The sequence below is a fragment of the Pantoea sp. X-Soil-MYKO-1785 genome (assembly GCF_059730675.1).
On record NZ_AP036000.1, the window covers coordinates 357,747 to 372,569 of the forward strand.

11 protein-coding genes are annotated in these 14,823 nt (G+C 58.3%); 6 read left to right on the forward strand and 5 right to left on the reverse strand.

Annotated features, from left to right (window positions below; all coding sequences use genetic code 11):
- Positions 1-129: 129 nt before the first annotated feature.
- The gene (locus tag AC6I8D_RS01595; RefSeq protein ID WP_312056365.1) at positions 130-1,026 is read left to right on the forward strand and encodes a LysR family transcriptional regulator; all 897 of its coding nucleotides are present in this window, start codon (positions 130-132) and stop codon (positions 1,024-1,026) included.
- Between the two features lie 110 nt (positions 1,027-1,136).
- Entirely contained in the window at positions 1,137-2,342 is a 1,206-nt protein-coding gene (locus AC6I8D_RS01600; protein WP_312056366.1) for an MFS transporter, read from the forward strand.
- A gap of 56 nt (positions 2,343-2,398) precedes the next feature.
- Here AC6I8D_RS01600 and AC6I8D_RS01605 read toward each other — a convergent pair whose 3' ends face one another.
- Positions 2,399-4,789 carry a glucose/quinate/shikimate family membrane-bound PQQ-dependent dehydrogenase gene (locus tag AC6I8D_RS01605; RefSeq protein ID WP_497819547.1) on the reverse strand — a complete coding sequence of 797 codons (2,391 nt, stop codon included), beginning with the start codon at positions 4,787-4,789 and terminating at the stop codon, positions 2,399-2,401.
- Positions 4,790-5,065: 276 nt separating this feature from the next.
- Positions 5,066-5,665 (reverse strand): hypothetical protein, encoded by a 600-nt coding sequence (locus tag AC6I8D_RS01610; RefSeq protein ID WP_497819548.1) that lies wholly within the window; start codon positions 5,663-5,665, stop codon positions 5,066-5,068.
- 398 nt (positions 5,666-6,063) lie between these two features.
- On the opposite strand from AC6I8D_RS01610, the gene AC6I8D_RS01615 reads away from it, so the two are divergent.
- A complete protein-coding gene (locus AC6I8D_RS01615) occupies positions 6,064-7,305 on the forward strand; it encodes an MFS transporter (protein WP_497820635.1) in 1,242 nt (413 codons plus the stop codon).
- Positions 7,306-7,640: 335 nt separating this feature from the next.
- Here the strand turns inward: AC6I8D_RS01615 and AC6I8D_RS01620 are convergent, their stop codons facing one another.
- On the reverse strand, positions 7,641-8,798 hold the full coding sequence (locus tag AC6I8D_RS01620; RefSeq protein WP_497819549.1) for a Gfo/Idh/MocA family protein: 1,158 nt from the start codon (positions 8,796-8,798) through the stop codon (positions 7,641-7,643).
- A 278-nt stretch (positions 8,799-9,076) separates the two neighbouring features.
- Between AC6I8D_RS01620 and AC6I8D_RS01625 the strand changes: the two genes are divergently transcribed.
- Both AC6I8D_RS01625 and AC6I8D_RS01630 read left to right on the forward strand, forming a co-directional pair.
- The gene (locus AC6I8D_RS01625) at positions 9,077-9,985 is read left to right on the forward strand and encodes a glucosamine kinase nucleotide-binding domain-containing protein (protein WP_312057022.1); all 909 of its coding nucleotides are present in this window, start codon (positions 9,077-9,079) and stop codon (positions 9,983-9,985) included.
- A gap of 45 nt (positions 9,986-10,030) precedes the next feature.
- Positions 10,031-11,146 (forward strand): ROK family transcriptional regulator, encoded by a 1,116-nt coding sequence (locus tag AC6I8D_RS01630; protein ID WP_497819550.1) that lies wholly within the window; start codon positions 10,031-10,033, stop codon positions 11,144-11,146.
- A gap of 56 nt (positions 11,147-11,202) precedes the next feature.
- Here the strand turns inward: AC6I8D_RS01630 and AC6I8D_RS01635 are convergent, their stop codons facing one another.
- Positions 11,203-12,294: an ABC transporter ATP-binding protein gene (locus tag AC6I8D_RS01635; protein WP_497819551.1), complete on the reverse strand. Its 1,092-nt coding sequence runs from the start codon at positions 12,292-12,294 to the stop codon at positions 11,203-11,205.
- A gap of 13 nt (positions 12,295-12,307) precedes the next feature.
- A complete protein-coding gene (locus tag AC6I8D_RS01640) occupies positions 12,308-12,907 on the reverse strand; it encodes a GNAT family N-acetyltransferase (protein WP_312057019.1) in 600 nt (199 codons plus the stop codon).
- 552 nt (positions 12,908-13,459) lie between these two features.
- On the opposite strand from AC6I8D_RS01640, the gene AC6I8D_RS01645 reads away from it, so the two are divergent.
- Positions 13,460-14,791, forward strand: coding sequence for an extracellular solute-binding protein (locus tag AC6I8D_RS01645; protein ID WP_497819552.1), 1,332 nt, complete (start codon positions 13,460-13,462; stop codon positions 14,789-14,791).
- Positions 14,792-14,823: the final 32 nt, after the last annotated feature.

A 14,823-nucleotide genomic window follows, 5' to 3' on the forward strand; every position in this document is an offset into this window, starting at 1 on the left:
TGCGGGAAGGTCGATGCGCGCCGCGCCGCTGTCTGATTTCCCCCTTCTTTTTTGCCGATCCGTCGCCGTAAGCTGCCCCGAACATGCTAGTTTGATGCCAGAATCCTCAGGCTATCGGAGCGGTAACGCATGGAAAACAGTGCCAATTTAACCGCCATGCTGGTGTTTGCGCGGGTGGTGGAACTGCAGAGTTTCAGTGAGGCGGCGCGGGCACTTGGCTGGTCCAAATCCCATGTCAGCCGGGAAATTGCCCGTCTGGAGCTGCGGCTGGGCATCCGGCTGTTGCAGCGCACCACCCGGCGGCTGTCACTGACCGAACTCGGCCAGGCTTACTATCCCTACTGCGTACGCATGCTGGCGGAAGTGCAGCGGGCAGATGCGTTTGTCCAGCAGCTGCATCAGCAACCGGCCGGCAACGTGCGGCTACAGGCCCCGGTGACCTACGGCTGTCAGTGCGTGGTGCCGGTGCTTAATCGCTTTCTGCGCCGTCACCTGCATATCAACGTTGATCTGGATCTGACCGATCGTAATCGCGATACGCTGGACGATCAGGTTGATGTGGCGATCGTCATTCGATCCCGGCCACCGCAGCAGGGCAATTTCCGGGTGCTCAGCGATATTGAGTGGGGCCTGTATGCGGCACCGGGTTATCTGGCGCAGCGGCCCGCTATCGACCATCCTGAGATGCTGCCGCGTCACGATCTGCTGCTGTTTCACGGGCCGGCACACACCGCCGCGCTGCCGTTCCGACGCGACAAGCAGCGGCTGGCGCTGGATGTCCGCAGCCGTTTTCGCGCCAACAACAGCATGGCGCTGCTGAATGCGGCGCTGGCGGGCAGCGGCATCGCCTATCTGCCTTCCTATATGGCGCAGGAGGCGGTGAGCCGCGGTGATATTCAGCAGTTGCTGCCGGAGTGGCAGATGGATCGGCTTCAGAGCTATCTGCTGCTGCGTGAGACGCTGCAACCCGCTTCGCCGGTCAGTTTATTATGCGATACGCTGATCGCGGCGCTGGTCAGCGGCTGATTGTTGCAATACGGCAACAATCAGCGCCACTAAGTAACTATCGCGCCGCCACTGTTGTTATCTGACGCGCCTGGTTAGCCTGTATCCCTGATTAATGACGGGATATCTTTATGCAACAGACAGCAGAAAACGCAGAATTTCAGCACTGGAAGCGCAACTTATGGGTCTGTGTGCTGGGCTCTTTCAGCACCATTGTGGCCATGACGCTGTTGCTGCCGTTTTTACCGCTCTATGTTCAGCAACTTGGCGTGCAGCAGCCGGCCGCCATTGCACGCTGGTCGGGGCTGGCCTACGGCGCTACCTTCTTCAGCGCAGCGCTGACCGCGCCGCTGTGGGGCCGGCTGGCCGACCGCTATGGCCGTAAGCTGATGCTGATCCGCGCCAGTCTCGGCATGGCCATCGCCATGTCGCTGATCGGTATGGCGACTGCACCCTGGCAGCTGGTGGCGCTGCGTCTGCTGGCGGGCCTGCTGGGCGGTTACGCCTCCGGCTCGACCATCCTGGTAGCGGCACAAACCCCCAAAGGGCAGACCGGCTGGGCGCTGGGCGTGTTGTCCTCCGGAATTATGGCTGGCAACGTGGTCGGGCCGCTGCTGGGCGGCGTGCTGCCGCCGCTGATCGGTATTCGCCAGACCTTCTGGTTAACCGGCGCGGTTATTTTTCTCGCCTTCCTGGCGACCACCTTTCTGCTGAAAGAGCAGCCGCGTGCTGCCGCCTCGCCCGGTAAAAATCCAGCCTCAGCACCCGCGACACCGCCGGTGAACCAGCGACTGGTGCGGCTGATGTGGCTGTCAGGCATGCTGCTGATCTTCGCCAGTATGTCGATTGAACCGATTATCACCCTCTACGTCGGCGAGTTTGTGCAGGGTAATCACCAGATTACGCTGATCGCCGGGCTGGCGATGTCGGCGGCCGCGCTGGGAACGGTGATTGCCGCGCCGCGCCTCGGACGGCTGGCGGACCGCATTGGTCACTGGCGGGTGCTGACGGCGGGTTTATTGCTGAGTGCGCTGCTGCTGATCCCGCAGGCGTTTATTACCGCCGCCTGGCAACTGGTGCTGCTGCGTTTTCTGATGGGAATGGCGCTGGGCGGGCTGCTGCCGTGCATCACCGCCATTATCCGGCATAGCGTGCCGGGATCGCAGGTCGGTCGGATGCTGGGCTATTCGACGTCGGCCCAGTATATCGGCCAGGTAACGGGCCCGCTGTTTGGCGGCCTGGTCGGGGGAACGTTTGGCATGCGGCCGGTATTTCTGGCCACCAGCGCGGTAATGCTGCTGTGCGGATGGCTCAACTGGCGCGCGATGAAAAAGTAGCGCGATCAAAAAAGGCGGACCGAAGTCCGCCTGAAGTCAGCCCCTGAGGAGGGGGGTTATTTCTGGTCTGGCAGGGCGTAGGCAATCACATAATCGCCCAGTTTGGTGCCAAACGAACCGTGACCGCCGGCTGCGATGACAACGTACTGCTTGCCATTCACTTCATAGGTCATTGGCGTGGCCTGGCCACCGGCTGGCAGACGGGCCTGCCATAACAGCTCACCAGTATCGGTGCTGAAAGCACGCAGGTAGTTGTCAGCGGTCGCGCCGATAAAGAACACTTTACCGGCGGTGGTGATAGGACCACCCAGCATCGGCATACCCATTTTGAACGGCAGTGGCACTGGCGCACTGTCACGTACCGTACCAATACGCTGTTTCCACACCACGTCGTTGGTCTTCAGATCCACCGCAGAGATGTAACCCCACGCTGGCTGTTTACACGGCAGACCAAATGGTGACAGGAACGGATTCAGCTCAACGCCGTACGGTACGCCGTACTGCGGCTGAACGCCGGTTTCAGTACCGGAACCACCCTCAGCGCCTTTCGGCGGTTCGATCGGGTTGCCTGGACCACGCGGTACCAGCTTCGAGACAAACGGCAGCGCCATCGGGTTAGCAATCGCGATCTGACGATGTGGATCGACGGCAATCCCGCCCCATTCGAACATTCCGAGGTTACCCGGGAACACCAGCGTTCCCTGCTCAGACGGCGGGGTGAACGGACCTTCATAGCGCAGGCGCTTGAAGATCACGCGGCACACCAGCTGGTCATACATCGTTGCGCCCCACATGTCCTTGTCCGTCAGATTCTGTTTCGGACGGAAGGTCAGCTCAGAGTAGGGCTGAGTGGCAGAGACGTGGTCGCCTTTCGCCGCACCCTGAGGCACCGGCGTTTCCGGGGCCGGAACGACCGGTTTACCGGTGCGACGATCCAGCACAAAGATGTTACCGGTTTTCGCTGGCGCATAAATCACCGGTACGGTGTTGCCATCTTTATCGGTGATATCAGCCAGCGTCGGCTGCGACGGCAGGTCCATATCCCACAGGTCGTGGTGAACGGTCTGATAAGCCCATACCAGCTTGCCGGTGGTGGCGTTCAGCGCCAGCACGCTGCTGGCATAACGTTCCTGTTCTGGCGTGCGGTTACCGCCCCAGATATCCGGTGTAGAGACGCCCATCGGCAGATAGACCGTATCCAGTTTCGGATCGTAGACCGCCGGTGCCCATGAGTTCGGGGAATTCATGGTGAAGGTGTGCTCATCGGCCGGAATTGCGTTCGGATCTTTCGCGCCCGGATCGAACACCCACAGCAGTTTACCGGTATTCACATCAAAGCCACGGATCACGCCTGACGGCTCGCGGGTTGAGTAGTTATCGGTGACTGCGCCCGCCATCACGATGGTGGTGTTGGTAATCACCGGCGGTGACGTCGGCTCATACTGACCTGGGGTAGTTACAGGCTGTTTGTGTTGCAGATCCAGCTCGCCGTTAACGCCGAAGGACGGGCAACGTTCGCCAGTTTCCGCATCAAGCGCAAACAGACGACCATCGTTGACCGGCAGGTAGATGCGGCGTGAGCACAGCGCAGGCTGGCTGTTGGCTGCATCGGCAGCGGCCGGAACTTCATGATAAGAGACACCGCGACAGGTCACGTGCTGGAACGTCGGGTTGACCTTCATGCCCGGATCAAATTTCCACTTCTGCTTGCCGGTGGCCGCGTCCAGTGCAAACAGGATCTGGTGTGGCGAACAGAGGTAGAGCGTGTCGCGGATCTTAATCGGCGTCACTTCATCGGTGATTTCACCCGGATCGTTAGCGGTTTTTAAGTCGCCGGTCTGGAACTGCCAGGCGACCTGCAGCTCTTTGACGTTCTGGTGATTAATCTGTTTAAGCGGAGAGAAACGGGTCCCTTGCTGATCGCGAGCATAAGCCGGCCAGTCACCGTCCGGAATGTTGCTCAGCGGCTGTGCCTGCGGCGCGTTGTCAGCGGTTTCTGGCAGCGTACCGTTGATGACCTGCGGATCGTTAAACACCGCATAAGCCAGCACGATAGCACTGGCAACCAGCGCCACGGCCATTGCACCCAGTGGGCCTTTGCCAACGTTGTGCAGGCTGCGCCAGACAAACGGCAGCACCAGCCAGACGCCGAAGATCACCAGTACATCGGTACGCGGTGCCAGTGCCCAGAAGTCAGTACCGACTTCCCAGACACCCCATGCCAGCGTAGCCAGCAGCAGCAGGGCGTAAACCACCAGCGCGGCGCTGTTACGACGCCACAGCAGGAAAGCGGTGATCAGCATCGCTGCACCGCCGACGATGTAATACCAGGAACCACCAATGGCGGCTAACCAAATACCGCCAATCAGCATAAACGCGCCCGTCAGCACTGCGAACAGCACCGTCAGGAAACGAATTACGCCAAAAGATGAGGAGTTTTTCCCCATAATATCGACCTCGTTTCGTTGCCATAAAACACACGAAAACAACCAGATAGGTTGTTCTCAGTTATCAAGTACAAATGATGAAGGGTGTTCTTAAATCACTCTTCCACTAAGTCAGACGATCCCTTTGTGTTAAATGTTATAGCAAAAATAGATCAAGTTTTGATTTTTTTAGCTCAAAGCGCTTCACATATGAAGTAATACGACATTTTATGAGGGTTTATGAGACGTTAAGCGCACCGCCATGTGCCCTTAACGCCGGAAGGCAGGATTTGTGCATCAGCAGCTAATAAGTTCGCCATCCGAGCGTTGTTGTTGCCAGCCGCTGATATTTATCTCAGCAAATTGCTCCGCAGTTAAACAAGGCGACTCACTGCGCACGATCACTTCCGCGCCTTTTTCCCGAAACGCAGCCATAAAATAAGGAAAGGTGAATTTTTGATAATTGTCGTTAAAGAACGATTCGCTTAAAACAATACCGGAAAATGGGAACGATTCCATTAATCGCCAGTCGGCACCGGGTGGAGCAAAGTCATACAGCCAGAAACTAAATTTCTTTGCCAATTCAAGCAATGCCGCGCCGTGCGCCACTAAACTACGATAATTAATTCCGACCCGCACCCGCGCATCCTGTAAATGCAAATAGGCATCCGGCACCGCAATCATTCCCTGTAATCGAATATCCCCGACCGGAATAACCATTAATGCTGCTTCAGTGGCAATGTGATTGTGTAATGAAATAATGTTGTGGCTATTAAGTATATTGCTGCTGTCCTGGTTGGGTTGAAGATAAGGAACGCTATAGCAAATGCCAGCGACGTGTCGCTCAACATGATGGATAGGTTCCGTAACATAGGGGTTATATAAGCTATTTTTCATTATCTCTATGAAATGCAATATAAAAGGTGTTGTTGATAATCAGGGATATAAAAATTCGCACTTTTCTGAATGCGTGAATAAATATAGATCAACTGCATATTCTAAATCACCTCTTTATACGCTGGAAAAGTAAATAAAGCCGCTATGAAAGAGAAAATTATTCCTTTGGCATCTGATGATTTCCTGGAATATATTCATCAGTCAGGACCAATAGGCGGATAATAATCATGCCCGTATCAACGGACTGTCGCCAGGCTCAACCCGTTGGCCGCACCGGCAGTGAAGGCCGGCACGGTCAGTCACCGCACCCTGAAGCCCATCGCGCAATCAGGCCAGGTTGTCGGCACCCTCAACACCGCGCAACGACGCGGGAATCATCACTTTAAATGGAACAGAACATGGGATTTATGGCACCTGCTGCAGAAGAGTCGCTGTGGCGACACCGGACGTTTGTCGCGTTCTGGCTGGCCCGCACCTGCTCGTCATTTGGATTTCAGATGTTTTCAGTGGCGATCAGCTGGCAGATTTACGCCCTGACCAACAGTGCGCTGGCGCTAGGCATGATCGGATTGATGCAGTTTATGCCCTCGGTGCTGCTGACATTACCTGCCGGACACCTGGCCGATCAGTACGATCGGCGTCGTATCGTGCTGTTCGGCCAGCTGGTGGAGTTTGCCGCCCTGCTGGCGCTGGTGGTGCTGACGCTGTTTCATTCAGTCGATAAAACCGCCTTGTGGGGGCTGGTGTTTATGATTGCCGTCGCCAAAGCGCTGGAGTGGCCCGCCATGTCCTCGATGCTACCGTCACTGGTGCCGCCCGGCATTCTGGCGCGCGCTATGGCGATGAATTCAGTCGGCGGACAGGCGGCGGTGATTGTCGGACCGACCCTTGGCGGCCTGCTCTACGTGGCAGGCCCGGAAGTGGTGTATGGCGTCTCCGGGCTGTTCTACTTTATCTCGCTGACGCTGGTCAGCCTGCTGCGCTATCAGCGTCCCAGTCAGCCACGGCTGCCGATGAACATGAAGAACCTGTTTGCCGGTATTCACTTCATCCGTGAGCGCAAAGATGTGCTGGGGGTGATCTCGCTTGACCTGTTTGCGGTGCTGCTGGGCGGGGCCACCGCGCTGCTGCCGATCTTTGCTAAAGACATTCTGCATACCGGCCCGTGGGGATTAGGCATGCTGCGCGGTGCGCCGTCGGTGGGTGCGCTGCTGGTGGGTATCTGGCTGAGTCGTCACAAGCTGGATAAGCATGTCGGGATGATTATGTTCGGGTCGGTGGCCGGGTTTGGTGTCGCTACGCTGGTGTTCGCGCTCTCCAGCCAGCTGTGGTTGTCGTTGCTGGCGCTGGCCGCGCTGGGCGGGTTTGATATGGTCAGCATGGTGATCCGCGGAGCGCTGGTGCAGCTCGATACGCCGGATGCGATGCGCGGGCGGGTCAATGCGGTTAACGCCATTTTCATCAACACTTCTAATCAGCTGGGCGAATTTGAGTCGGGACTGCTGGCGGCCTGGCTGGGTGCAGTACCGGCGGTGGCGATTGGTGGTATCGGTACGCTGGTGGTGGTGGCGCTGTGGATGAAATTGTTCCCGCATTTACGCCGGCGTCAGAAGCTGGAGAATGAGGTCGATCCGGTCTAATCACTGGCGTTGGGATTAGGTGAGGGGGGTTTGTGCGGTGGTGGACCACGGCGCAGGCTCAGGGAACATACGCCGTTCGCAAAGACGCAAGAAACGCCATCCCTGGGCCGCGATGCTTTGTTGCAGGCGTATGTTCCCCTCGCTTTGAGTTTGTTTGTGTCCAGAACCTATCTGCGCCCCTTGAGAGTCTTTAAATAAGGCAGGAAAATCTGGAGGTAAAATGATCTCCGTAAGCGAAGTGGTAACTGGCCCGAAGGCCAGTTCAGGAAGCGACCAGTCATACTGCCATTCAAATCACGGGGTCAGAGGGGGAAGCTGACCCGCAGGTGGGGCCATCAGGCCCCGGTTTTTCCCAGGTTGGCGTCAAATGTTAGCCAGCTTTCACGCATATCCACTACGCTGCGGGTTTTGCGGGCCTCATCGATTTTTATGGCGGTGAGGCCCGCTTCCAGCGCGTCCACCACTGAGACCTTCAGCGGCGTTCCCTGTTTAATGTGTTTCACGATCTCTTCCGCCATTAACGCATCAGCGCCGTAGTGGCCATCGTATGCATTGCCGTTGTAGGCGGTATCGACCTCTTTCTCGCCGCTGCGCGCATTGTGAACGCGGAAGTAGTTACGGACGAAATCGCCCTCAGCCATGCCGTCAGTGCCGATCACGCAGAAGCGACGGAACTCATCCGGCACGTTAAGGTTGGCGTGGAAGGCGAGGGTGGCACCACCGGCATACTCAATCAGCGCGGTCTGGTAATCGACAATGTCGGCATCGCTGTCGAATACCGCGTCGGTACTGGACCAGCCGCTGGGCTTAATGTGATAGACCTCTGAGTCGGCGGTCACCGCGCCCTGTGGCGCATGGGCTGGCGTGAAGGATTTGCGGCCGCCAAAGCTGGCGACCCGCACCGGGCGCTGCTGCATTAAGCCCTGATAGAGGTCGATGTCGTGGCAGCACTTTTCCAGAATATAAGGGCCGGCATATTTTTCCAGCCGTCGCCAGTCGCGCTGGAAGAAGGCGCCGTGATAAGGCTTGATATGTTCTGTGGCTTCAATTGAGGTGATCTCGCCCAGCCGGCCGGCGTCACGCGCCGCCAGCAGATCGTGATAGAGCGGTGAATAGCGCAGTACCAGACCGACCAGAATGCGCGCCTCGCCATACTGACGCACCAGCTTCGCCATCTCCATGGTCTGCTGTTCGTTGATCACCACCGGTTTTTCAGTAAACACGGTGTAGCCCGCAGCCAGCGCCTGGCCGACATGCTCAAGGTGCAAAAAGTTGGGTGAACCGACCAGTACCACATCCATCCCGCCGTGCTGCAGCAGGGCTTCAATCGAATCGAACGACTGGCCGGGATCGATAGCAAAACTGTGCAGATTGGGCAGTCCGGCGGGGGCCGGATCGTAATAACCTACCACGGAGAAGGCGTCGTCGGCGTTGTTGAACTCTTTGATAACGTGGGACAGACGAAAGCCGAGACCGATAATGCCTACTTTCATGTTAAACCCCTGATCCTGAAATCGGATAACGCAGAACCCGCCCAAAGCCAGGCGTGGCTGTTGATAATCTGACCACCAACTTATTACGATGGAAAAACTAATGTCAATATCAGCCTGCATGTTTTGCGAAGGCGTTTTTTGTTATCTTTATGTAAAACAAAGCAAAAAAGGCTATCTTTAATTGCCATATTTATTTGTTATTGCGATTTAAGTTTTTTTACCCTATCGTTCGCTGATTATGGCGACAACTCTGAATCAGTGGAGGCGGGAGGAAGCGCGTGCACTCACACTATCTCCTTGGCATTGATGGCGGCGGCACCCAGTGTCGTGCGCGGTTAACCGACCTTCACGGTACGGTGCTGGCGGAAGCCACTGGCGGACCCGCCAACGTCTGGTCGCAGTATGAGGCGGCGCTGAGCTGCGTCACACAGCTGATCGATCAGGTATTTTTACAGGCCGGCTTAGCGCCGCAGGCGCTGGCGCAGACCTCGCTGGTGGCCGGATTAGCCGGTGCCAACGTCGCGTCGGTGCAGGCGCGCCTGTCTGACTGGCAACCGGACTGTGCCGCGTTGCAGGTGGTCAGCGATGTGGAAATCGCCTGCGCAGGTGCGCACGCGGGCCAGCCTGGTGCGGTATTTATCATCGGCACCGGCAGTCAGGGCGCGGCCTGGGATGGCGAACGCTTTACCCTGCTGGGCGGCTGGGGCTTTGCGCTTTCCGATCAGGGATCGGGCGCTGAGCTGGGCCGCCGGGCGCTGCGTCTGGCGCTGCTGGCCCATGAAGCGATGGTCGAACACAGCCCGCTGACCCATCAGCTCATGGCGCAGTTTGATCACAGCCCGGAAACCATGCTGTTGTGGACCCGCACCGCCGCGCCTGCTGACTGGGCGCGCGTGGTGCCGCAGGTGTTTGCTGCGGCCGACGCCGGTGACGGCCATGCGCAGACGCTGCTGCAACAGACCGCGGCTGATATTGGCATGATGGTGCGTCGTCTGACCGCGCTGAGCAGTGGACGCGTGGCGCTGATGGGCGGACTGGCCGTGCCGATTTACCGCTGGCTGGCAGCCGATATTCAGACCCGGCTGGTCACGCCGCTGGGTGACGCGCTGAGCGGGGCACTGACGCTCGCCCGGACGCAGGCTGGCGGTGTGCCGGAGCCCCGCTCGATCCCTTTATCCCGTCACTGACCTGAAGCCTGTTGCCCAGCGTCAGTGCGTCAACCCGAGGAATTTATGACCGCTCCCAACGTGACCGCGCGCATTCTGCGGTTGATTGTTGAAAACGCGCCGATTAGCCAGTCCGATTTGAAAGTACGCAGCGGACTGAGCATGTCGACGGTTTCGCAAGCGACCAATCGGCTGCTGGCACAAGAGATTGTGCAGGAGCTGGGACTGCGTCGCGTGTCGATGGGGCGGCCAAAAACCCTGCTCGGACTCAATCCCGATCGCGCCAGCGTGATCGGCATCCAGCTCAATGCAGAACGCAACCTGATCGTCATGACCGATCTCAGTGGCAACCTGCTCGGTGAACAGCAGATGCCGCCGGGCACCCTGACGCCACGTCAGCTTGGCGATGCGCTGGCGAAATTCCTGCGCGGCGTGGAAGAGAAGCGGGTCGGAGCCATCGGGCTGGCCTTATCGGGGCTGGTGGATGCCGAAAATGGCTACTGCATCCGCTCAAAGGTGCTCGACTGGGATAACGTTCCGATTGCCCGCCAGCTGGAGGAACGCTTTTCGCTGCCGGTGTTTATCGAAAATGATGCCAACGCGATGGCGATGGCGGCGCTGGTGTTTGGCCAGCTTGGCACCGCGCAGTCGGCGGTGATTGCCACCTACGGTAAAGGGATCGGCGCCGGGATTATCCTCAATCGTCAGCTCTATCGCGGTCGCCACGGTAAAGCGGGTGAGATTGGCAACGGGCTGGTCGGTGATGGCTCGCTGCGCCTGCTGGAAGATGTCGCTTCTTCGCGCGCTATTTTGCAACGGGTGGCGGCAGACGAACCGACCACGCTGACCTTACAGGCGCTGGATCAGCGTCCGACGCCTGAGGTGCTGGCGGCGCTGGAAGAGGCGGGCCGTGAACTGGGTATCTCGCTGGCTAACCTGTCGGTGGCCTACGATCCGGACGTGGTCTATCTGGCGATGGAGCCGCATATGGCGTCACGCATTTTGCTCGATCACATCACCCAGAGCTTTCAGGCTTACCGGCTGAAACTGACGCCGCACATGACGCCGCTGCAGTTTCTGACCGAATCCAACCGGATGTGGGCACTCGGTGCGGCGGGCTTTGCAGTTAACCGTCTGCTGGATCTGCTGGCCGCCCAGGCGGATGAAGAGCCGGTCACCTGAGTGCTCCTGCCAGCAAAACGGGCGCCGAAGCGCCCGCTAACCTTACCCTGCGCGCCCTAACGCAGGCGTAATCCCTGCTGATCGAACAGCAGGCAGTGCGCGGCGGAAATCCCCAGTTCGACCTGCGTCCCCAGTTCACGCTGATGCGCCTCACGCTCTTCCACCACCAGCATCTGCTCCCGACCAATATCGAGATAGAGATAGTTGGTGTGGCCGAGCATTTCGCCAAACGACAGCTCACCCTGAAAACGCAGCGCTTCCGGCGTCTGGCTGGCGGGCTGGAAGTGTTCCGGACGGATGCCGAGCGTCACGGTTTGTCCCTCGTGGCACGGGGCGGCAATTTTCAGCACCAGGCCATCAATCTTCAGCTCCGGCAGCCGCAGCTGCACTTCACCTTCACCGACCGCGGCGATCTCCGCCTGCAGGAAATTCATCTTCGGCGAGCCGATAAAACCGGCAACAAACAGGTTGTCTGGATCGTGATACAGCGTCAGCGGCGCGCCAACCTGCTCAATCCGGCCCTGGCGCAGCACCACAATCCGGTCCGCCAGCGTCATCGCTTCCAGCTGATCGTGGGTCACATAGATCATGGTGTTACCCAGCGAGGCGTGCAGCCGGGCGATCTCAATCCGCATCTGCAGGCGCAGTTCGGCATCAAGGTTAGAGAGCGGTTCATCGAACAGGAAGATGCGCGGATGACGGATAATCGCCCGGCCAATCGCCACGCGCTGACGCTGCCCGCCCGACAGCGCGCGCGGCAGCCGGTCAAGCAGTTCGGTCAGATGCAGACGGGCGGCCGTCTGCTCGATCGCCTGGGCGATCTCCGCCTTCGACTTCTCCATCACCTCCAGCGGATAGGCGAGGTTACCGCGCACCGTCATGTTGGGATAGAGCGCATAGGACTGAAACACCATGGCAATGCCGCGCTCGGTGGCGGGCTGCCGGGTCATGTCCTGCTCCTCAATCAGCAACTCTCCGCTGCTGATCTCCTCCAGCCCGGCGATCATCCGCAGCAGCGTCGATTTGCCGCAGCCGGATGGCCCGACAAAGACCACGAATTCCCCGCTGTTAATCGTCAGATCGATGCCATGAATCACGTTAACGTGCTCGTAAGACTTCTTCACATTCTGCAAGCGCAGGCTGGTCATCGGACTACCTCACTCAGAGTAACTGGCCCATGTAAATGGCGTTGCTGCGCAGGATCGGGGTGAAACCCATGCGCTGATAAAAGGCGCAGACCTGCTCGTTTTGCAGGCTGACGCCAAGGTGAACGCCGCTGACGCCCGCTGCCCGCAGCGCCGCCAGTTGGTGCTCAATCATTTTGCGGCCCCAGCCACCTTTTTGCGCCGCCGGCAGCAGATTGATATGCAGATGAGCCGGCCAGCGGCTCACCAGCGCCTCAGCCGCAGCGTCAGGGTGGCGAATGGCGTCGAGTATCTTGTCGTCGAGCGGCGCGTCGGCGCTGCGTTGCTGATATTTCTGCTGTAACTGTGGCCACCATTGCGCAGCTAACTGCGCTTCAAAGGCACGGGTATCCGGCGCTGCCACCACATAGCCCAGCACTTCACCGTCTATCTCCAGCACAAAAGCAAAATCCGGGGCGAAACGCGCATAGGGCACGGCAAACCGCTGGCCGGGATAGTCAGGATCAGAGTAGAGCGCACGCGCATCCCCGCCGGCATCCGCCGTTTCCAGGCAGATGCGGTAGAGCGCCGGATAGTCCGCCGGGGTCGCCGGACGAATGACACCTTGATTCGCCATGGTGAATTCTCGTGAGTGGATGGAGGGGACCGTCACTGACGCGGTCCGCCGATGAAAAGTTACGTTAATGAAAGTGGACTTAGTTTTCAAGATAGAATAATTACCTTATTGCACTAACCCCGGCGGTTCAGCAATCTTTACCGGTTTCTCGTTTCACAACTGTGATCGCCAACACGCCCGGCGCACGCCGCTTGCCTCGCTCCTGACCGCCAGAAAAAACGACAAACTGTGAGCGTGATAGGATTTTCATATGTTTTATCAGGGGGTTATTTTGCGACAATCGGTCTGGAAGATCGTGCTGAGGAAGCGCCGGTTCAGGCTGTTCCGCCGCGGTGGCCAGCCGGCTGTCCAGCGAAGTCTGCTGTTTTTACCCGCAGGTCGCTGTTTATTTGCGCGTGCTCACAGCGTTGCAATTTCACCGGCGGGCTGTTTGACTTTATTTTTTTATTAAAGTAAGTATGAGTGAGTGCATTTTTTATGCGGCTTCAGTCTGCAGGATGGCAGGCGGTGAGATGAAGGGATGCCGATGCTGGTCTGAAGAAGGTGAGCATAATGTCTGTTTCCTCAGTTGGTTCGTTCCGGGTTCGCAGTCTGGGTCGGCTTTTGGCGGCGGGCTTGCTGGCAGGCAGCGTTGCCCACGCCGCGCAGGCTGCCGTTAGCCTGAATGAGTGGGATATCTATAACTATCCGCAGCAGACCGCGGCGGTGGATGAAGGTATCAAAGCGTTCACGCAGCAGAATCCGGGCATCGTGATTAACCGTTCGGTTCACTCGTTTGAAGATACACGTATTCCGCTCAAGCTGGCGCTGACCGCCGGCGACGGTCCGCAGATTGCCCAGGTAAACCAGGGCGGCGGTGATATGGGATCGCTGGTAAAAGATAAGCTGTTGCTACCGCTGGATAGCTACGCCAGCGCCGATGGCTGGACCACGCGCTTCCCCGACTCGATCCTCAAGCGTAACCGCTGGTCAGACAGCGGCGAGTTCGGCAGCGGCAAACTGTACGGCGTTGCCAGCCTCGGCGAGATGGTCGGGCTTTACTACAACAAGGCTCTGCTGGATAAAGCCGGCATTGCGGTTCCCAAAACGCTGGCCGAGCTGGAAAGCGCGATGGCGAAGCTGAAGCAGCAGGGCACCGCGCCGATGATGCTCGGCCTGCTGGATGGCAACATGGGCCAGCAATTGCTCAGCACGCTATGGCAGGCGCAGATTGAAAGCCATGACCGCAAGACGCTGGATAATCTGATCTACGACGTTGGCGGCAGTTTCAAAGATGACAAACTGGTCAAGGCCGCCAGCATGATGAAGAGCTGGACCGATAAAGGTTACTTCTTCCCTGGCTTCCAGGGTATCGGTCACGATGATGCCGCAACGCTGTTTCAGAACAATCAGGCGGCGTTCCTGGTGAGCGGCACCTGGTATCTCGGCCAGTTTAAAGATAACAAAGATATCCACTTTGCCGCGATGCCGGCCGGCGAGGGGGTGAAACAACCGCTGATGGTCGGTGGCACCGATCTGGCCTTCTCGGTGACCAGCACCGCGAAGAGCAAAGAGCAGCAGGATGCGGCGGCGAAATTCATCAATTTTATGGTGTCAGATGCGATGGCTGATCGCTGGCTGAAGGTCGGCTTCCTGCCGGCCAGCACCAACAAAGCGGCGAAAATGCCGGCGGACAATCCGCTGCTGGCCGAAGCGTATCAGGTGTGGCTGACGCTTAATGACTATGACGGTTTAGGCCACTACGTAGACTGGGCAACGCCGACCATGAATGCCGAACTGAATCAGAACGTCCAGTTGCTGCTGGCCGGCCGTCAGACTGCCGATCAGATGGTCACCAATTTCGACAACAACTATCAGCGTTACCTGAAAACCCTGAAACATTAAGCCGGTGGCCCGGCGCATCGCCGGGCCTGAGC